The organism is Francisella hispaniensis FSC454, from assembly GCF_001885235.1.
Lineage (GTDB): Bacteria > Pseudomonadota > Gammaproteobacteria > Francisellales > Francisellaceae > Francisella > Francisella hispaniensis.
Genome location: NZ_CP018093.1, coordinates 167,972 through 186,708, shown reverse-complemented (window position 1 = coordinate 186,708; position 18,737 = coordinate 167,972). Strand labels below are relative to the sequence as shown.

Genomic DNA, 18,737 nt, shown 5'->3' with positions numbered 1-18,737 from the left:
GCAACTAAAATACTATTCTTACATAAATCTATACCGTTTCAGTATATTTAATCTATACCATTTTAGTATACTCAAAGCCTTTATTTTCAATGCTTTCAGCGGAATTTATTTTTTGATTTAAATAATTAATGTGTTACAATTTGAACAACACAATTAAAGGTGAGAAAAAGTGACTACAACCCAGATCAGCCTATTTTTTCTTCCAAGTTTCTTTTTAGAAAAATTTAACAACATTTAGTTACTCGAACTATGAGGAGAAAATAAATATGTTACCAACGCTCATGTCTGTTGACTTAGCAAGATTGCAGTTTGGTTTAACAGCGTCATTTCACTTCTTATTTGTTCCTCTAACTTTAGGTCTAACGTGGATCTTATTCACAATGGAGCTAATGTATATAAGAACAGGTAAAGAAGTTTATAAAGATATGGTGAAGTTTTGGGGTAAATTACTCGGAATAAACTTTGCCCTAGGTATTATTACTGGTCTAACCATGGAGTTTGAATTTGGTACTAACTGGTCATACTACTCTCAATCAGTAGGTGATATTTTTGGTACACCGCTAGCTATTGAAGGTCTAGCAGCATTTATGCTTGAGTCTACATTTGCTGGTTTATTTTTCTTTGGCTGGGATAAACTTACAAAAAAACAACATTTACTATCAACATTTTGCTTAGCAATTGGTTCAAGCTTCTCAGCTTTACTTATCTTAGTTGCAAATGGCTACATGCAGCATCCTGTTGGCTCTGAATTTGTGGCATCAACTATGAGAATGGAGACTGTTAGCTTGTTAGACCTATTCCTTAACCACACAGCTCAAACAAACTTTGGCCATGTGATGACTGCTGGATATACTACTGCAGCAATCTTCGTAATCGGTATAAGTGCATTTTATCTGATTAGAGGTCGTGATGTGGCGTTTGCTAAGAGATCTATCGCGATTGGCTTAGGTTTTGGTTTAATTACATGTATAGTTGCAATTATCTTCGGTGATGCAAATGGTGTAGACGCTTTTAGAGTACAACCACTAAAAATGGCAGCTATTGAGGCAGAATGGGATACTTCTAAAGCTCCAGCAGCATTTAATGCAGTAGCTCTACCAAGTCAAAAAGAACAAAAAAATAATTTTGATGTTCCTATCCCAGCTGTATTAGGTCTGATTGCAACTCACTCTACAGATACAGAAATTCCTGGAATCAAAGCTATACTCTATGGTAAAAAGACAGCTGATGGCACAAGAGATCCAAATCTTGCATACTACAGAGATATTAAAACAGGTCAAACTGCTGATGTCTCACCTCAAGATGCTGCTGCAAATCCAAGCAAATATGAAAAAGTACCTTCTGCTCTAATAATGATTAGAGAAGGTGGTCTTGCATATGCTGATCTTTTAAAATGGCGTGAGACAGGCCATAGTGGCGACACTCCTGATAGCAGCTACACTAACTACAACAATCCTACTTATCAGAAGTACATGGGATTTGGTAAAATGTTAGTACAAGCTGCTCAAGAGAAGTATGGTGTAGCTGATTCAGCAACAATTACTAAAGCTGCAAATGATCCAGAACTAGTAAGAGCTGTTGCTACTAATATGGTTCCTGATGTTGCTAGTGTTTTCTGGAGCTTCAGAATAATGGTATTCATAGGGTTCTTTATGTTTACCTTAATAGTTGTTGGACTAATTCTACTTACTAGAAATGCTCTTACTAGTAATGCATTTAGTAGATTTATCCTAAGGGTTATGATTTGGTCAATACCATTACCTTATATTGCATGTATTGCTGGCTGGTATGTAACTGAACATGGTCGTCAACCTTGGACTGTTTATGACCAACTACCTACAAGTATTAGCTCTTCAGCATTAACTGCTGCTGACGTTGGAACATCAATGGCGATATTCTTCTTGATAGACACTGCGTTATTTGCTGTAATGGTATTCTTAATGTTCAAATATGCAAGACTTGGTCCTAGCTCTCTAGGTACTGGTAAATACTATTTTGAACAAAACAAAAAAAGTAAATAAGGAGAGATAAATGTTATTAGACGTGTTACAAATTATCTCTTGGCTAGTTGTAGGGGTGCTAATATTTTTAGTAGCTGCTACAGTTGGTTTTGATTTTGGTGTAGGAATTCTTGCGAAATTCGTTGGTAAAGACGACTACGAGAAAAGAACTATCATAAATACCGTAGGACCTACATGGGACGGAAGCCAAGTTTGGTTTATCACGGCTGGCGGTGCTATATTTGCAATCTGGCCTCAAGTATATGCTACTAGCTTCTCAGGATTATATATTGCAATTTTAGTAGTACTATGGGGACTTTTCCTTAGACCTCCAGCTTTTGAGTATAGAAAGAAAATAGACAATCCTAAATGGCGCAATTTCTGGGACTGGATGCTTGTACTTGGAAGTATAATCCCTATAGTTGTGATGGGAGTAGCTGTTGGTAATCTTTATTTAGGTTTTCCAATCTCTTATGATGATACTGCCAGACTGATTTATGGTACGGTAACAAATGGTCAATATCAGTCGATGTGGATCACGTTACTACATTTACTAACACCATTTGCATTATTATTTGGTGTGTTTGCATTAAATATGGCACTAATGCACGGTTCTGCTTATGCTAAGCTTAGAACTAGTGGTATTTTACGTGACAGATTCAGAAAAATTACTAATGCAACAGCAAGTGTATATATAGTTTTATTCATAATCGCTGCAATTTGGATAACTTTTATACCTGGTTATCAGTTTACCCCAGATGCTAGTTTAGCTCATTTATCAGATGCTTTAAATCATGCTTTTACATCTGGTAAAGTAACTACTGAATATTCATGGTACTATAATTTCAACCATGCACATGTATGGATGTGGTTTGCACCTATACTAGCTTTTGTTGGCGCCATATTTGTTATTAGATTTAACAATCAAGATAGAGATGGTGCGGCTTTCTTAGCTAGTATGGCGTCTTTACTTGGTGCTGTTTTAACCGTTGGCTTTACTTTATTTCCATTTATTATGGTATCTAATATTGGTGACTATATGTATAGTCTAACCGTCTACAACGCAAGTAGTAGCCAAACATCGCTGATAGGTATATTATGCGCAGCTGTTATAATTCTTCCGATCATATTTAGCTATACATTCTTTGTATATAAGAAAATGTGGGCTAATGGTCGAAGAATATCAGCTGAAGAGGTTAGAGCTAATTCACACGAAATGTACTAAATAAGGAGAAAATATATGTATTATTTAGCATGGATTATATCAGCTGGTCTAGCGGTTACCGTAGGTTGTTTTGTAGCTACTTGGTTAGAAAAAAAAGAAGATCAATCTCAATAAAAATCATTATCTAAGCTATTCTATTTTTTGTGCTTTGGTGTAAAATCTTATCATCAAAACAATAGTTTTTAAAAAAATGAAAAAATCTATATTCGCCGTTACAACCACTGTTGTAGTTATGATTTCTAGCGCATATGCTGATATTACCGTAGGAACAACTGGCGATTATGCGCCATTTTCAATCTATAATCCCAAAGATAATAAATACTCTGGTAAAGATATAAAGCTCATAGAAGCTTTTGCAAAAAGCAAAAAAGAACAAATCAAGTTTGTCAAAACTTCTTGGGCAACTGCTGAAAATGATTTAAAAAATAATAAATTTGATGTTTTTGTTGGAGGAATGACAATAACTCCTGAGCGTAAAAAAGAATTTGTCTTTTCAAACCCACTAATACCATTTAATAAAGCAGCTATGACTGCTTGTAAAAAGTTAAATAAGTACCAAACTTTTAGTGATATTGATAATCCAAAAACATTAGTTATTGAAAATAGAGGTGGTACAAATCAAGTATTTGCATTGCAGAAATTAAAAAATGCTAAAGTGCTAATAATAAGCGATAATAACCAAGCAATAAATTCTATTATAAAAGGTATAGATAATATTCATCCTGATATTATGTTTACAGATACTTTAGAAATAGCTTATCAGCATTCGAAAAATCATAAAATCTGCCAAATACCTGTAAAAGTTGATGATAATCAATACTACAAAGCTTTTATGTTCAATAATACATCACAAGGTAAGAAAATTGCTCAAGAGTTTGATAACTGGTTAAGCAATAACCCAACTATTATCAAAAAGTATACAAAATCTTAAATAAAGCTTTCTAAGTAGCATTTATTATAAGAAAATATCCTTTATATAACCTATTTTATAAATAAATTCTAAATGCTTAGAACATATCGTATTGCCTTATTTTTTAGCGGCTTAATTGTACTTACAGGATTGATGTCGATCGATTTTATTAGCCCATCCCTACCCTACATTAAATCTGACTTTGAAACATCTCAAACATTACTTAAAAATAGCGTATTAACCTATATGCTTATCCTAGGAATATTTCAACTACCATATGGATTTTTAAGTGATAGATATGGACGCAAGAAACTTGTGTTAATTTCACTATTGATAACAATTCTAGGTATTTTAATATCAGCTTTTGCTCAAGGAATCGTTTCTTTCTACATCGGTAGAATTGTAACTGCGATTGGTAGTGCTGGTTGTCCTGTAATAAGTAGATCAATAATTGCTGATGTTTCACATAATCCTAAGAGATTAAGGAAATCATTTTCTTCATATGCCTTAGCTAGTCAGATATCGCCATGTATTGCACCAGTACTAGGCGCATTTATACAATCAGTTAGCTCATGGAGATTTTCTTTAATGACCCTGTTGTTAATAAATGTGATTGTTTTTTTGTTAATCTTGTTAATAATGCCTGAAACTTCAAGAAGACTCGAATATAAAATAAACTATAAAACCACTTTAGATAAGTATTTGTATTATTTCAAAAATCGTTACTTTTTTACAATGAGTCTTCTTTCAGCATTATTTTATGTTTATTCTATAGGGTTTTATAATATGTTGCCTTTTGTATTGCATCACTTAGGCATACCAGTAATTACCAATGGTTTTATAAACAGCTTCTACGCTATAAGTTTAGCTACTGGAGCTTTTTCATTACAACGTTTCTTATATAGATATGCTTCCGAAAAAATTCTCGCTCTACTACTTGGGTTATTTTTATTTCATTTTATAGTATATATATTATTATTTAAGTTATACACAAATACTTTTACCATAACTATATTTGGCATTGGTACAGCTTTTCTATGCGGTATTATCGCGCCATTAATACTATCAATGTGTATGCAAGGCTTTAAAAAAGATAAAGGCATAGCTAGTGCAGTACAAAGTGCTATTAAGATGTTTTTTACAGGTGTTGGATTAATAATATTTTCATACATTAAGCTTGAAAGTATTTTACAAATAGTGTTTATTTTCATATTGCTTAGCTGTCTAGCAATTATACTTTGGCAGCTAGCCAAAACTAGCAAAATCAATTAAACAAAAAGCTAATATAGTATTTTGTGTCTTATCCGGTAGTAACAAAATTAAATTTTCACTTTAACACTTATAGTAATTCAATAGGATCAATATCAAAATACATTTTTACTGAACTTGGTATATTTATAATGAATTTATTACCAAGCCAATTAACTATAGAGTTAATCTCTTTACGCGTTTTTGCTGTTAGTAATAAGCTATATCTATAAACACTATTACGTTTAAGGTGTAATGCTGGCAAAGGCTTAGATACTTTGATATTTATACTGCCTGATATGCTTGAATATATATCATTCAACAACTCTAGAATTTGCTCTTGCTTTTTTGATTCTGCGATAATTTGCGCTTGATATGTATAAGGTGGGTAACCGGCATATTCCCTTTGCTGTAAAAGATAATCTAAAAACTCTAAATAATCATTATTTACTAATAACTGAAGTAGCTTATTTTCTGGTTGATAAGTTTGCAATACAATTTTCCCAGGTTTATCTGCCCTGCCTGCTCTGCCAGCAACCTGTACAATCAGCTGCGCTGTTTTCTCAATAGCATTAAAATCATTACTATATAAACCTGAATCAATATTTATTAAGCCAACTAGAGTAATATTTTCAAAATGATGTCCTTTTGCAATCATTTGTGTACCAACTATAACATCAACCTGATTATCATTTATCAACTGGTTGATAGCATGTAAATCAGTTATAGTTTTAATATTTGCACGATCAAAACGTACAACTCTATTATAAGGAAATTTTGCTTCTATTCGAGCTTGGATTTTTTCAGTCCCACAACCATAAGGAAATAACTCTTGTACTCCACAGCTAGGACATGTTGTAACCAACGGCTTACGCGAACCACAAAAATGACACTCTAAATATTGATATGGTTGCGTATGTAGAGTATAAGGTTTATCGCATTTCTTGCACTCAACAACTTCACCACAACTTTTGCATACTAATGCTTTAGCAAAACCTAGTTTATTGATAAAAACTAGAGATTGCTGATGTGATTGAATATTTTTTTGTAAAAGATTAAAAAGCTGACTACTAACGCCATTATCAACAATAGTTGATTTTAAATCTAAAAGTTCAATTTGATTTTTATACGAGTTTAATGCTCTTTGTGTTAGTTTAAGTAGACGATATTTACCAGTAACACAGTTATAGTAGCTCTGCAGTGAAGGTGTTGCACTTCCTAGTATTACCGGTATATCAAGCTGTCTGGCCCTAAATATCGCAACATCTCGAGCATTGTAGCGAATAGTAGTAGTTTGCTGCTTAAATGAACTATCATGCTCTTCATCAACTATAATTATTCCAAGATTATCAAAATCAGCTAAGACCCCACTACGTGTCGCAATTACAATATCTGCTTTACCTCGCTTTATCTTTAGCCAATTAGTCAACCTAGCTTTATCACTTAATTTAGAGTGTAGCGCAACAACACTTTTATCTACAAACCTATTTTCAAATCTTTTGATTGTTTGCGGAGTAAGATTTATTTCCGGAACTAAAATCAATACCTGTCGAGATTTAGCTAAAAACTCAGCTATAGCTTGTAAATAAATTTCAGTTTTACCACTCCCAGTAATACCATATAGCAACGATACATTGAATTTTGTATTAGCTAATATTTGCTCTAGCACATATTGTTGTTCTTGATTAAGATTCCTAGCTTTATCAGCATTTAGAGTATTTTCGCTTTGTTTTAGCTTATAAGTTTTGTTAATGATATTATTGTCAAATAATTTATTAATAACATAGCTTGAAGCTAACTGTTTTAGCTCTTCTAATTTAATTAAATCTTCTGCAGCAATAGCATTTATTAAAGCTTGCTGCTTTGCTGTTAGTTTATGCTGCTGCAACTTTACTTGATTAATATATACATATGTATCTTGCTGTGGTTTAATCTCTTGCAGCTTGAGAAAGTCATTTGGTAAAGCTAAGCGTATTGCACTGTATATATCACAGCAGTAATATTGTGATAACCATAATATTAGATTTTGTATCGCAGGACTAATCGGTTTATCAAGAGTCCTTATAATAGTTTTGACCTTTTCAGGTTCATAATCAATCTTGACATCTTTTGCTATGATAAATCCTATCAGCTGACGCTTGCCTACTTGAACCAAGGCCCGCTCAAACAGCTCTACCTTTTGGCTATCAACACTATAATCAAGGATATAATTAGGTGGTACTGGTAAAGCTACCTTAACAATCATTTCTCAGTTTCCACTACCTTTGTATTCATATACCAATAGTAAAAACCATAAACAGCAGTAATAAAAAATATGAAATTTTGTACAACTTGACCATATAACTGCTGTTGATACATCACCACAACAAAATATAAATCAGAAATAATCCAAACTATCCAATTCTCCATAAATTTTTCTATGGTCATAATGATAGCTGTAAATGTAATACCAGTGAGTATACCAGTAGAAATAATATCAGTCGAAGCTGTAATATAGTTAAAACCAATGCTGAATATACACAAAACAATCACATAAACTAAATAACGAATGTAATCAGCAAACTTCATCCACTTAACAGTTTTATGTTCTCCATCAACACCTTGGGTATACCATTTATACCAACCATAACTGAAAAATATCACATAAACAAATTGCAATAGTACTAACGAGTAAGTACCTTTAATTGCAAATAGAAACAATAGCAGTATGGCTCCAACTATACCCAATGACCAAGACCATACTTTTAATCTAGCCAAGTAGATAGTATATAAGACATTTATAACTAATCCAGAATAATCAAGAGTCTCAAACAACATTATAAATCCAATCCTTATTTATTTAAAAACACTCGTATAATTTTATATCAAGTTGTTTATATAGCTGAGATTTTATAACATTAATTTTTCTAATAGAACTAGTTTTAAAATTAATTGTAGGATTAAAAGCCAAGTAAATTTTATATAAGCTTATATCAAAAACATCGCAATTTAAGTAGCAAATATCTTGGACTGTAATCCTAATGATATTAGCTTTTTCTAAGGCATAAAGAATTTTTTTAATCTTATCATAATCTGCTACTGAAGTTTTTTGGTATAAATCATTAATACTCATACCATTTTTTAGTTCTTTTTGCGCAAGGTGTAACTCTTTAAGCATACTAACACTTATACTAAGATCATCTCTTTTTACTTCTTTTTTAAAATTTAGAGTTACCTTCATATACTGCATCGCACGAATCATTACCGCACCTAAAAGTGTGATTTGCCATGTAACAAAAACCCAAAGAATAAATATTGGTATTAATGATAATGATCCATAGATTACTGAATATGTAGGGACATAAAACATATATAAAGCGAAGATCTTCTTAGCAAGAGTAAATACAATTGCGACTAAAAATGCTGCTAATAAGGCAATTTGTGAATTGATCTTTGTATTAGGTAATATTTTATAGACAACAAAAAAACCCGCTGTTAAGAAAATAAGCGATAAACCACTTAAGAGATATTGCTCCATGCCAATATCTTTAACAAACCACGCCATAGATATAAGATAAGTACTTGAAATAAATACAAATCCCATCAATAGTGGTCCCATTGTCATTAGTGCCCAGTATACCAATAAACTTTGAAGCATGGGACGTTGCCTATTTGCATAAAAGATTTTATTTAGGGTAATTTCTAGTCTTTTTATCATCAAAAAGATCACCACAAGTAAGACTATAACTGATGTAATAGGTAAAGAAGTCATTTTATGAGAAATCTTTGTGATATACTGCTGAACTGTTGTTGCTGTCTCTGGAAGCATATTTTCAAAAAGAAAATTTTGTAGACTCTCAGAAAGCGAACTAAAAGCATTAAAAGCATCTAAAATATTTATTATAATGAAAAAAGCTGGTACGATAGCAAACAAACTCGTAAGAGTTATTGAAGCAGCTACTGTGGGACAGTCTTTACGGAGATATTCTTTAAAGACCCAGATCCAATAGTTTTTTAATATTAGCAAATATTTTTTGTATAATCTGATATCAAACATAGAATAATGACAATGAAAAACATACTAATACTATACTACAGCCAAGGTGGAAGTACAAAGAAAATGGCGCATACTATAGCCGTTGGAGTTGAAGCTACAGGAGCGACAGCAACTATCCGAACTGTGCCAAATATTTCAGCAAAAACTGAACAAGTTGAGCCTTTAATCCCAGATAATGGTGACCTCTATGCAACAAAAGAAGATTTGGCTAATTGTGATGGTCTAATAGTCGGAAGTCCTGCATATTTTGGTAATATGGCATCGCCACTTAAATACTTTCTAGAAATACATAGTGATTTATGGTTTAAAGGTAGCCTAATCGGTAAGCCAGTAGGTTTTTTCACAGCCGCATCAGGAATGCATGCTGGTCATGAGAGTACTCTATTATCAATGATGATTCCTTTTATTCATCATGGTTGCTTGATAGTTGGCGTACCATATAGTGAGCAAGCCTTAGAACATACTCGTACTGGCGGTACACCTTATGGAGCCTCACATTTAAACACATTCTCACCTAATAAAACTATGTCTGACGATGAGATAAAAATATGTAAAACACTAGGCAAACGCGTTGCTGAAATCGCTAATAAATTATCTTGCTAGGAGAACATAAATGAAGAGATTTTTTTGGATTTGGCTTTTATTATTATGCTTTTTGTTGACAAACTGCTCTAGTTCTGAACCAAGCTATTCAGCTAACTCTGTAGGTCAGGTATCTCAAGTTGAACAAGGACAAATTATTGATATCCAACAAGTCAATATCAAAGGCTCTGATAATATCGGTGCAAGAGTTGGTGGCTTAGCTGGTGGTCTAGGAGGAGCTCTAGCAGGAAGTGGTAATATCTTTACAAGTATCGCAGGCTCAATAGGTGGGGCAATAGTAGGAGGAATTGCTGGTGGAGCAACGGAAGATGTTATAACATCATCAAAAGGCTATCAATTTACACTAAAACTTGATAGCGGAAGAACCATAGCAATATTACAAGAAGATAAGCATGGTCTTAATATTGGTGATCAAGTGACTATATATATGTCTGGTAATAATACTCGAATAGTACCTGCAAGAGCTTAAGTATAAAATTAAAAATAAGTAAAATTTGCTTTCATAATAATTATCATTTAGTATATAATCCGCTATTCTCGAGAAGCTAACAGTACACTAACGTTTAGCTAATTTTTAAAAAAGAGGAATTTAGATTAAATGTATAAGACAAAGATTACTACTTTAGGATTAAGTATCTGGTTTATTTGTGCTTTCTTTTACGCCCTTGAGTACTTTGTAAGGTCTTCAACAGGCGCCTTGCTTGATGATTTTATGAAAGAACCTTATAACCTTAGTATTGCTTCAACAGCATTGTTTAGCTCATCTTTCTATTGGAGTTATATAATTTCACAAATACCAGCAGGAATAATAGTTGATAAATTTGGTGTTAAAAAGGTAATGATAGTTAGCAGTGCTATATTTTCTGTAGCTATGCTTATTGCAACTATAGCTCACTCTGAATCTATGCTTCTAACATATAGAATTCTAGCAGGATTTGGTGGCGGTTTTGCTATATTATGTGCAATAAAATCAATAGCTATTTGGTTACCAAATAGGTTATTTCCAGCATTTACAGGTCTAACTCAATTTGTGTTATACATTGGTGCGACACTTTCTGCTGCCCCTTTAGTTTTTCTGTCTGAATATCTTAGCATCTCAGAAATTATGGCTTTAATATTTGTAATTTCTTTTATACTACTACTATTCACTATTTTTGTTATCAAAACTCATCCTGATTATAAAAAAGAAAATAAACATAACAACAAACAAAGCCAAACCCTAAAAGATATTTTAGCAGTTTTAAAGAACAAGCAAATCTGGTTTAACGGTTTATTCTGTTTTACGATATATGGCACTACTGTACTATTTGCAGATTTATGGGGTATAAGATATCTGACCTTATATGGTTTTAGTCAAAGTCAAGCTGGTCTTTGTACTTCACTAATCTTTATCGGCGTATGTATCTTTAGTCCGATTTGGGGAGTTATAGCATCTGCCGTAAATAGCGAGAAAAGATTTCTTCTAATTTCTCCTATATTTGGTTTTTTCATCGTGACTTACTTATTATTTTACAATCAAAATATTATTGTTGCATATATCCTTTGCGTTTTATTCGGTGGCGTTCAAGCTGTACATGTACTTAACTATTCTGCACTAAGAAACACAGTATCAGCGACTCAAATAGCTACTGGCTTAGCTGTAGTAAATATGTTTTTACCACTAAGTGGTGGTATATTACAACCAATTACAGGAACGATGATTACCTATCTCAAAGAAACTCACCAAGCACTTTATGCTTTCCAAACAACATTGGTAATCATTCCTATTTTGATGTTACTGTCTTTTATAATAGCTATATTTATCAAAGATTCTAATAGCTAGAATAATACTACTTTACTCTCGCTTTTTTTTATTCTATTATTTGTTGTACAAAAATTTTAATACCATATAAATCATGAAAAAATATATACTAATAGCTTTAGCCGCTGTTGTTATTGTAGCTTTGGTAGCTATCAATATTCTGACAGAAAGTGATAAGCCACAGACAACCAAAGGTAGTCATGATATATCGGTTGTTGCCGCTGAAAATCAATATGGTAGTATCGCTAAGCTTATTGGTGGTAGTAATGTTAAAGTTACTAACATAATAAATAATGCTGATGGTGATCCACATACTTTTGTCTCTTCTATAAAAAATGCTAAACTTTTAGCTGAAGCAGATGTAATTATCTATAATGGTGCCAATTATGACTCATGGATTACACCAATATTAAAAAGTAATAAAAATGCCGAAATTATTAAGGTACAAGACCTAATAAACTATCCACAAACCAAAAAACTTGGTATTAATCCACATCTTTGGTATGACCCTGATACATTCCCAGCTTTAGCAGAGAAACTAAAAGATGTTTTTTCTAAGCAAGATTCCATCGATAATAGCTTATTTGAAAAAAATCTTGAAAACTTTAATCATAAATATCAAAAAGTTTATGATCTAGTTAAACAAATAAAACAGTCAAGCTCAGGTACTCCTGTAACTGCTACAGAACCATTATTTGGCTATATGGCTAATGCATTAGGATTGGATATGAAAGGTCTTGCATTCCAATGGGTGATAATGAACGACTCTGAACCTAGCCCTAAAATGATGATTGATTATCAGAAACTCTTTAACGATAAACAAGTTAAAGTGCTTTTCTATAACAAACAAGTCACAGATAATGTCACAAGCGATGTCTTAGAACTTGCTAAGAAAAATAATATACCAGTGGTCGGTATTACCGAAACTATGCCTGTAAATGATGACGCTATCAACTGGATGATTGAAACATTACAAGCAACTGCCGCCGCATTAGATAAAGTACAAAAATAAAATGATTAAATGTACTAACCTTGTGATTGGCTATAATAAGCCAATTATATCTGCACCAAACCTAGAAATCCCAACAAATGCATGGATTGGTATCGTTGGTAAGAATGGTGTTGGTAAATCAACGTTTTTTAAGACACTCCTAGGTAAAATACCAACTATTTCTGGTTCAATAACTATTAATAATAAAAAGATAGATGTCGATACTATTAGCTATATTCCTCAAGAGCGAGAAATAAACTTTGAAGAAAAAACTTCTGGCTTTACGCTTGTTAAATATAGTTATAAACCAAACTCATGGGGGCTACCATTATTTAATAAAAGTTTTAAAGAAAAACTAGAGTACCTTATCACACTAACGCAAACTCAAGATTATATTCATAAGCCTTTTAAGAACCTTTCTGGTGGTCAAAAAAAACGCGTATATTTAGTACAAGCTTTGATTAATGAACCAAAAATACTTCTTTTAGATGAGCCATTATCTGATCTTGACCCAGATGCAAAGCAACAATTCTTAGCTTGCTTGAAAGAAATTCATAAGAAAGAAAATATCACTTTATTGATAATATCACATGATATGAAAGAGATTAGCACTCAACTAGATGCTTTTATTCATTTCAAGGATGGTCAATGCCATTATTGTAATGAGCTACCTTGTTTACAGGAGGATATTTGTGTTTAGTTACACCTTTATGCTATATGCTTTTATAGCAGGAACAATAATAGCGGTTATCTGTGGCATTATTAGCTTTTTTGTCATAATTAGAAGATTATCATTTGCTTCACATGCCTTAGGACATATTAGTCTTACAGGAGCATCTGGTGCTGTGCTGCTCAATCTATCAGCGATGACTGGACAACTTGCTATAAATCTTGTTGCTGGATTACTTATGGGGGCTTTTGGTGATAAGATTAAAAAGAATGATATTGCTATAGGTATTGTTCTAACTTTTTTCTTAGGTTTAGGAACTTACTTTTTATTCTTATACCAGAGTGGTTATTCTGGTTCTGTAATGTCTATCCTTGTTGGAGATATACTCACAGTTAGTCTTGAACAAATATATATTTTGGTAGGTTTAGCAATATTTACGATAGCACTGCTTACGGTAATTGCACGACCACTATTCATATCGTCAATAGATCCGGTATTTGCTGAGTCAAAAAAAGTATCAAATAAAATTTTATCTATGTTACTTTTTATATGTATTGCAATAACTGTATCTATGGCTTGCCAAGTCGTTGGTATTTTATTAGTATTCTCACTTTTAATCGGGCCTGCTGCTATTGCAACTCAATGGGTTGACGGCTTTTATAAACCTATTGCTCTAAGCACTTTAATTTCAGTTTTGACAGTGTGGTCAGGTATAGTTGCCGCCTACTACATCGATGTACCAATTAGTTTTTTTATTACAACTATTATCTGTATTTTATACCTAGTAAGCGTCATAAAAAATAAGTTTCAATAATTTTTACTAATCTACAATTATTTGACTATACCAGAACTAGCTTTATATTTATAATTACGCTAATTCTAAATAGTTTAAGCTAATCCAGAGAACTAAAATGATAATTACAAAAGAAATTGAATATCGTGGTGATGGTATCTTGCTAAAAGGCTTTTGCGCATACCCAGATAGAGGCGCTCATTTACCAGCCGTACTAATAGCACCAACATGGGCAGGTAGAGATGATTTTGCCTGTGATAAAGCAATAGCGATGGCTAGAAAAGGCTATCTTGGCTTTGCTATAGATATCTATGGTGATGCAAAAGTAGGTAAATCTAAACAAGAAAATGCTACCTTGATGAATAATCTCTTAGCTGAAAAATATGCCTTAATGACAAGGCTTAGAACAGCGTATAGTACAGTAAAAAGAATGCCAAAAGTTGATAAGTCAAATATCGCTGCAATAGGTTTTTGCTTTGGTGGTAAATGTGTTTTGGATATGGCTAGATCAAATTTTGAGCTTAAAGCTGCTATTAGCTTTCATGGTTTACTAGAGTCTAATATCGTCAAAGAGCAAAATATAGATACCAAAATACTAGTATTACATGGCTATAATGATCCAATGGTGCCACCAGAACAAGTCAACAAATTTCAGCAAGAAATGGATAAGCGTAAAGCAGATTGGCAGCTGCACAGTTTTGGCAATACTTATCATGCTTTCACAAATCCTAATGCCAATGATCCTGAGTTTGGTACAGTATTTAATAAACTTTCAAATAAAAGAGCTTGGAGATTAGCTGAAGATTTTCTTAGAGAGGCTTTTCTAAGTAGTTATTATTAATATAGAGAATATCTATTTTATAAGACCAATATACGGTAATTCACGATATTTCTCATCGAAGTCTAAGCCATAGCCAACGATAAATTTATCTTCTATTTCAAAACAAATATAATCAAGCTTAACATCTCTTTCAAGTCTTGCTGGCTTAAATAATAAAGTTGCAAACTTTAGAGTTTTGGGATTATATTTACTAATCCCCTCTATTAGCTTATGATAAGTATGTCCAGTATCAACAATATCTTCAATGATGATAATATTTTTATCTTTAACATACTCTTCTTTTAGAGATGTCTCTGTCAAAGTTACTTCACCAGAACTTTTAGTACTAGAACCATACGATGATGCTGTAATAAACTGTGTCCTTAGATCAATTCGCAGCTTTCTCACAAGATCAGCAAAGAACATAAAAGACCCTTTTAAAACGCACACAAGCGTAACTTCTTGACCTGAATAGTCTTGATTAATCTGTTCCGCTAATTTAGTAACAGCTTGTTCAAGTTGTTGGCTTGTTATATAAACTTCGGTATTTTCTGCAGAATAAGTCATAAATCAACCCTTTTTGAAATAATCCTCAAAGAATAAAATTTGTTCTCTAGACGGTCCATATGCTAATGAAGATATTGGAATACCAATATGATTCTCTATGGTCTTAAGATATGTCTTAAGTGCTGCCGGTATATTATCTTTTGTTACAGTTTCATCTATACAAAATGGTTCCATATCAACAAGAATTGGCTCAACCTTGGACAAATCTATACCAGGATAAGCACAATATATTTCTCTACCCTCATACTTATATCCAATACAAACTTTTAATGTCTCCATACCAGATAAAACATCAACTTTTGTTAAAGCTATTGACGTTAAGTTTGAGCACTTTGCTGAGTATTTTAAAAGAGGCAAATCTAACCAGCCACATCTACGAATTCTGCCAGTTGTCACACCTATTTCACCACCTTTATGCTGAATAGATTTACCAACATCATCAAAAAGTTCCGTTGGGAAAGGTCCTTCACCAACTCTTGTAGTATAAGCTTTAGTAATACCTATCACATGATCTAAACTATGCCCAGCAGTTGTTGCACCAGAATACACTCCTGCTACTGAAGTATTAGAAGATGTTACAAATGGATAAGTACCATAATCAACATCTAAAAGCACACCTTGTGCGCCTTCATAAACAACATTCTTACCTGCTGCAATTGCTTGATCTATTATTGAAAAAGTATCTGCTGCATATTGTTTAAGTTTTTGACCTAAAGCAAAAAGTTTATCAAGCTCTTGCTCGAGTGTTGGGTATTCAATTTTATATAAATCTCTAAATAAAGTTTCTTTCTCTGCTAAAGAAATTGCCAATCTTGATCTTAATACATCCTTATCAAATAGATGCTTAAATTTGATACCTTTACGCGATACTTTGTCCTCGTATGCTGGACCAATACCTTTACCAGTTGTACCTATTTTTTCACTAGTGTTACTTTCTCTAACTGCATCTAAAAGCTTATGATAAGAAGTAATAATCGTACAAGATTCAGAAACAAATAAATTCTCTGCTGAAATTGCTATACCTGTTGCTTGTAAACGTGCAATTTCCTCATCTAAGGCAACAGGGTCTAAAACTACACCATGACCAATTACACATTTGGTATGCTGATGCAAAACCCCTGAAGGTATTAGGTGAAGAAATGTCTTCTTACCATTTACGACTAATGTATGACCAGCATTATTGCCACCTTGATAGCGAACAACCAAATCCGCTTTCTCAGCTAAAGTATCTGCTATTTTACCTTTACCTTCATCACCCCACTGAGCGCCTACGATTACGATATTTGACATATTAAATTTGAATACTATGAGATTAAAATTTTGATAGTAAATATACTAATATATTAGTAACTAATTTACTAGTAAAATATCGCTTAACAAAAGTGTTTTAACTAAGAATTTATGATTAAAATTGTTATAATGATAGTTAAAATCTGACTTTAAATAAGCAATAACAAGGAATAAGCATGTCAAAAATAAAAAGGGTACTAATATCTGTATCTGATAAAACAGGTATAATTAAGTTTGCCAGAGAATTAAGTAAGTATAATATCGAAATACTTTCAACAGGTGGAACTTCAAAAACCCTTAAAGATGCTGGAATAAATGTAATAGATGTTTCAGAGCATACACAATTTCCAGAAATCATGAATGGTCGTGTAAAAACACTTCATCCGCTAATTCATGGTGGGATCTTAGCAGATAGAGATAATCCTGAGCACATACAAGCTATGACAGAAAATCATATCGGTGCAATAGATATGGTAGTAGTTAATCTATACCCTTTTGTAAATACTGTTAAATCAGGTGCTGATTTTGATATCTGTATCGAAAACATAGATATCGGCGGACCTTCTATGGTGCGCTCATGTGCAAAAAACCATAAGCATACAACTATCGTGACTAATCCTAGTCAGTATGAATTAGTTATTAAAGAAATAGCTGAGAATGATGGCCAAACTACTCTAGCAACACGTCGTAAATTTGCTAAAGAAGCGTTTGCCCATACAGCTGAATATGATAGTCATATTGCAAATTGGTTTAGTAAACAGCTAGATGAAGAATATCCTGAGAAACTCTTTTCTGTAGGAACTCTAAAGCAGGTTCTAAGATATGGCGAAAACCCTCATCAAAAAGCAGCTATATACTCTACAGATGCTGACTGTGTAAGCATTACAAATGCAAGACAATTACAAGGCAAAGAATTATCGTACAATAATCTAAATGATGCTGATGGTGCTTTTGAAATGGTTTGTGAATATTCTGAACCTTCATGTGCAATCATCAAACACGCTAATCCTTGTGGTATTGCTTCTGGTAAAAATGCTTTTGAAGCTTGGACAAAAGCTCTAGCTTGTGACCCAATTTCAGCATTTGGTGGTATTGTCGCATTTAATTGTGAAGTTGATAAAGAATTTGCTGAATCTCTAGGTAAAATGTTTTTAGAGGTAATAATTGCACCAAGCTATACTCAAGAAGCTTTAGATATTTTAGCAGCGAAGAAAAACCTAAGAGTATTAGAAACTGAAAAAGTTTTTGATACAAAATCATCACGCATGATAAGCAAAAATATCCATGGTGGTATTCTGTCACAATCTTATGATAATGGTGGTGTTGATATTGCTGACTGTAAAGTAGTTACAGATAGAGTCCCTACTGATAAAGAATGGACTAATATGATGTTTGCCTGGAAAGCTGTAAAATATGTCAAATCAAATGCGATTGTATATGCTAAAGATACTCAAACAGTAGGAATTGGTGCAGGACAAATGAGCAGAGTTGATTCTGCACGTATTGGTGCTGAAAAAGCCCAAGCTCATCAAGGAGCTAAAGGCTCAGTAGTTGCTTCAGATGCTTTCTTCCCATTTGCTGATGGTTTAGAAGAATGTATCAAAGCTGGAGCAACAGCTGTAATCCAACCAGGCGGCTCAAAGAATGACCAAGAAGTTATTGATGCAGCTAACAAAGCTGGTATAACTATGGTCTTCACAGGAATGAGACATTTTAGACATTGATGGTTAAAAACCACTCTAATACTTTAAGGTATTGTCCAATAAGTCTAATAAAAGTGCGT

Annotated in this window: 18 protein-coding genes; 13 read left to right on the top strand and 5 right to left on the bottom strand. The window is 32.9% G+C overall.

What is annotated here, in order from left to right; all coding sequences use genetic code 11:
* Positions 1 to 266: 266 nt before the first annotated feature.
* The 5 genes from FSC454_RS00905 to FSC454_RS00885 all read left to right on the top strand — a co-directional run bounded on the left by FSC454_RS00905 (position 267) and on the right by FSC454_RS00885 (position 5,407).
* The gene (locus tag FSC454_RS00905; RefSeq protein WP_066046337.1) at positions 267 to 2,021 is read left to right on the top strand and encodes a cytochrome ubiquinol oxidase subunit I; all 1,755 of its coding nucleotides are present in this window, start codon (positions 267 to 269) and stop codon (positions 2,019 to 2,021) included.
* A gap of 10 nt (positions 2,022 to 2,031) precedes the next feature.
* A complete protein-coding gene (gene cydB, locus FSC454_RS00900) occupies positions 2,032 to 3,225 on the top strand; it encodes a cytochrome d ubiquinol oxidase subunit II (RefSeq protein ID WP_066046336.1) in 1,194 nt (397 codons plus the stop codon).
* 15 nt (positions 3,226 to 3,240) lie between these two features.
* Positions 3,241 to 3,339, top strand: coding sequence for a CydX/CbdX family cytochrome bd oxidase small subunit (locus FSC454_RS00895; RefSeq protein WP_071794756.1), 99 nt, complete (start codon positions 3,241 to 3,243; stop codon positions 3,337 to 3,339).
* A gap of 76 nt (positions 3,340 to 3,415) precedes the next feature.
* The gene (locus FSC454_RS00890; RefSeq protein ID WP_066046335.1) at positions 3,416 to 4,156 is read left to right on the top strand and encodes a transporter substrate-binding domain-containing protein; all 741 of its coding nucleotides are present in this window, start codon (positions 3,416 to 3,418) and stop codon (positions 4,154 to 4,156) included.
* Between the two features lie 72 nt (positions 4,157 to 4,228).
* Positions 4,229 to 5,407: an MFS transporter gene (locus tag FSC454_RS00885; protein WP_066046334.1), complete on the top strand. Its 1,179-nt coding sequence runs from the start codon at positions 4,229 to 4,231 to the stop codon at positions 5,405 to 5,407.
* Between the two features lie 67 nt (positions 5,408 to 5,474).
* Here the strand turns inward: FSC454_RS00885 and priA are convergent, their stop codons facing one another.
* From priA to FSC454_RS00870, 3 genes are read right to left on the bottom strand one after another with little or no spacing between them, the layout of a single operon-like run.
* Positions 5,475 to 7,628: a replication restart helicase PriA gene (priA, locus tag FSC454_RS00880; protein ID WP_066046333.1), complete on the bottom strand. Its 2,154-nt coding sequence runs from the start codon at positions 7,626 to 7,628 to the stop codon at positions 5,475 to 5,477.
* Positions 7,625 to 8,200 (bottom strand): nicotinamide riboside transporter PnuC, encoded by a 576-nt coding sequence (pnuC, locus tag FSC454_RS00875; protein ID WP_014547508.1) that lies wholly within the window; start codon positions 8,198 to 8,200, stop codon positions 7,625 to 7,627. Before pnuC ends, priA begins: the two co-directional genes overlap by 4 nt.
* 22 nt (positions 8,201 to 8,222) lie before the next feature.
* Positions 8,223 to 9,419: a YhjD/YihY/BrkB family envelope integrity protein gene (locus FSC454_RS00870; RefSeq protein WP_066046332.1), complete on the bottom strand. Its 1,197-nt coding sequence runs from the start codon at positions 9,417 to 9,419 to the stop codon at positions 8,223 to 8,225.
* Between the two features lie 6 nt (positions 9,420 to 9,425).
* Here FSC454_RS00870 and wrbA point away from each other — a divergent pair, with 6 nt between their 5' ends.
* The 7 genes from wrbA to FSC454_RS00835 all read left to right on the top strand — a co-directional run bounded on the left by wrbA (position 9,426) and on the right by FSC454_RS00835 (position 15,118).
* Positions 9,426 to 10,022 (top strand): NAD(P)H:quinone oxidoreductase, encoded by a 597-nt coding sequence (gene wrbA, locus FSC454_RS00865; RefSeq protein WP_080555293.1) that lies wholly within the window; start codon positions 9,426 to 9,428, stop codon positions 10,020 to 10,022.
* Between the two features lie 10 nt (positions 10,023 to 10,032).
* Positions 10,033 to 10,491 carry an outer membrane lipoprotein gene (locus FSC454_RS00860; RefSeq protein ID WP_066046331.1) on the top strand — a complete coding sequence of 153 codons (459 nt, stop codon included), beginning with the start codon at positions 10,033 to 10,035 and terminating at the stop codon, positions 10,489 to 10,491.
* 129 nt (positions 10,492 to 10,620) lie between these two features.
* Positions 10,621 to 11,844: an MFS transporter gene (locus tag FSC454_RS00855; RefSeq protein ID WP_066046330.1), complete on the top strand. Its 1,224-nt coding sequence runs from the start codon at positions 10,621 to 10,623 to the stop codon at positions 11,842 to 11,844.
* 73 nt (positions 11,845 to 11,917) lie between these two features.
* Complete coding sequence (locus FSC454_RS00850; RefSeq protein ID WP_066046329.1) at positions 11,918 to 12,835, top strand: metal ABC transporter solute-binding protein, Zn/Mn family; 918 nt, start codon at positions 11,918 to 11,920, stop codon at positions 12,833 to 12,835.
* A 1-nt stretch (position 12,836) separates the two neighbouring features.
* Positions 12,837 to 13,514 carry a metal ABC transporter ATP-binding protein gene (locus tag FSC454_RS00845; RefSeq protein WP_066046328.1) on the top strand — a complete coding sequence of 226 codons (678 nt, stop codon included), beginning with the start codon at positions 12,837 to 12,839 and terminating at the stop codon, positions 13,512 to 13,514.
* The gene (locus FSC454_RS00840; protein ID WP_156470894.1) at positions 13,456 to 14,298 is read left to right on the top strand and encodes a metal ABC transporter permease; all 843 of its coding nucleotides are present in this window, start codon (positions 13,456 to 13,458) and stop codon (positions 14,296 to 14,298) included. The genes FSC454_RS00845 and FSC454_RS00840 overlap by 59 nt, the downstream gene beginning before the upstream one ends.
* A 97-nt stretch (positions 14,299 to 14,395) precedes the next feature.
* Positions 14,396 to 15,118, top strand: coding sequence for a dienelactone hydrolase family protein (locus FSC454_RS00835; RefSeq protein WP_014547500.1), 723 nt, complete (start codon positions 14,396 to 14,398; stop codon positions 15,116 to 15,118).
* Positions 15,119 to 15,130: 12 nt separating this feature from the next.
* Here FSC454_RS00835 and hpt read toward each other — a convergent pair whose 3' ends face one another.
* Together hpt and FSC454_RS00825 are read right to left on the bottom strand one after the other, a co-directional pair.
* Positions 15,131 to 15,664 (bottom strand): hypoxanthine phosphoribosyltransferase, encoded by a 534-nt coding sequence (gene hpt, locus FSC454_RS00830; protein WP_014547499.1) that lies wholly within the window; start codon positions 15,662 to 15,664, stop codon positions 15,131 to 15,133.
* A gap of 3 nt (positions 15,665 to 15,667) precedes the next feature.
* Complete coding sequence (locus FSC454_RS00825; protein WP_066046326.1) at positions 15,668 to 16,954, bottom strand: adenylosuccinate synthase; 1,287 nt, start codon at positions 16,952 to 16,954, stop codon at positions 15,668 to 15,670.
* 176 nt (positions 16,955 to 17,130) lie between these two features.
* Between FSC454_RS00825 and purH the strand changes: the two genes are divergently transcribed.
* Positions 17,131 to 18,678: a bifunctional phosphoribosylaminoimidazolecarboxamide formyltransferase/IMP cyclohydrolase gene (purH, locus tag FSC454_RS00820; RefSeq protein WP_066046325.1), complete on the top strand. Its 1,548-nt coding sequence runs from the start codon at positions 17,131 to 17,133 to the stop codon at positions 18,676 to 18,678.
* Positions 18,679 to 18,737: the final 59 nt, after the last annotated feature.

Bases quoted from the DNA above. Each gene is read 5' to 3' on its own strand.
- FSC454_RS00905 (WP_066046337.1), top strand. From the start codon at position 267: ATGTTACCAACGCTCATGTCTGTTGACTTAGCAAGATTGCAGTTTGGT.
- cydB (WP_066046336.1), top strand. From the start codon at position 2,032: ATGTTATTAGACGTGTTACAAATTATCTCTTGGCTAGTTGTAGGGGTG.
- FSC454_RS00895 (WP_071794756.1), top strand. From the start codon at position 3,241: ATGTATTATTTAGCATGGATTATATCAGCTGGTCTAGCGGTTACCGTA.
- FSC454_RS00890 (WP_066046335.1), top strand. From the start codon at position 3,416: ATGAAAAAATCTATATTCGCCGTTACAACCACTGTTGTAGTTATGATT.
- FSC454_RS00885 (WP_066046334.1), top strand. From the start codon at position 4,229: ATGCTTAGAACATATCGTATTGCCTTATTTTTTAGCGGCTTAATTGTA.
- priA (WP_066046333.1), bottom strand. From the start codon at position 7,628: ATGATTGTTAAGGTAGCTTTACCAGTACCACCTAATTATATCCTTGAT.
- pnuC (WP_014547508.1), bottom strand. From the start codon at position 8,200: ATGTTGTTTGAGACTCTTGATTATTCTGGATTAGTTATAAATGTCTTA.
- FSC454_RS00870 (WP_066046332.1), bottom strand. From the start codon at position 9,419: ATGTTTGATATCAGATTATACAAAAAATATTTGCTAATATTAAAAAAC.
- wrbA (WP_080555293.1), top strand. From the start codon at position 9,426: ATGACAATGAAAAACATACTAATACTATACTACAGCCAAGGTGGAAGT.
- FSC454_RS00860 (WP_066046331.1), top strand. From the start codon at position 10,033: ATGAAGAGATTTTTTTGGATTTGGCTTTTATTATTATGCTTTTTGTTG.
- FSC454_RS00855 (WP_066046330.1), top strand. From the start codon at position 10,621: ATGTATAAGACAAAGATTACTACTTTAGGATTAAGTATCTGGTTTATT.
- FSC454_RS00850 (WP_066046329.1), top strand. From the start codon at position 11,918: ATGAAAAAATATATACTAATAGCTTTAGCCGCTGTTGTTATTGTAGCT.
- FSC454_RS00845 (WP_066046328.1), top strand. From the start codon at position 12,837: ATGATTAAATGTACTAACCTTGTGATTGGCTATAATAAGCCAATTATA.
- FSC454_RS00840 (WP_156470894.1), top strand. From the start codon at position 13,456: ATGGTCAATGCCATTATTGTAATGAGCTACCTTGTTTACAGGAGGATA.
- FSC454_RS00835 (WP_014547500.1), top strand. From the start codon at position 14,396: ATGATAATTACAAAAGAAATTGAATATCGTGGTGATGGTATCTTGCTA.
- hpt (WP_014547499.1), bottom strand. From the start codon at position 15,664: ATGACTTATTCTGCAGAAAATACCGAAGTTTATATAACAAGCCAACAA.
- FSC454_RS00825 (WP_066046326.1), bottom strand. From the start codon at position 16,954: ATGTCAAATATCGTAATCGTAGGCGCTCAGTGGGGTGATGAAGGTAAA.
- purH (WP_066046325.1), top strand. From the start codon at position 17,131: ATGTCAAAAATAAAAAGGGTACTAATATCTGTATCTGATAAAACAGGT.